This window comes from Bacillus sp. AFS001701, assembly GCF_002559405.1.
Lineage (GTDB): Bacteria > Bacillota > Bacilli > Bacillales > Bacillaceae_G > Gottfriedia.
Genome location: NZ_NTZO01000383.1, coordinates 1 through 214, shown reverse-complemented (window position 1 = coordinate 214; position 214 = coordinate 1). Strand labels below are relative to the sequence as shown.

Below are 214 nucleotides of genomic sequence, written 5' to 3'. Positions count from 1 at the left end.
GTCATCCAGCAAGACCAGCGGAACCGGCTCCCCTTTTTGCAGCACGTACTCGGCTGCGCAATACCAGTGTGTAGGTGATGTGCGCAGCGTCAGGCAATCAAACTGCCCGGGACGATGCGTCGTCACCACAAGGTCGACTTTGTGCTCATTTAACATCTCAACCATAAAGGCATTACGTTTTACGCTAACGTCCAGCGCAAGCTTCGGATAAACC

Annotated in this window: 1 protein-coding gene; it reads right to left on the bottom strand. The window is 53.3% G+C overall.

Annotated elements, in window-relative coordinates; all coding sequences use genetic code 11:
- A partial coding sequence (locus tag CN514_RS19755) for a LysR substrate-binding domain-containing protein (protein WP_286141772.1) occupies positions 1 to 214 on the bottom strand: 214 nt, incomplete at both ends.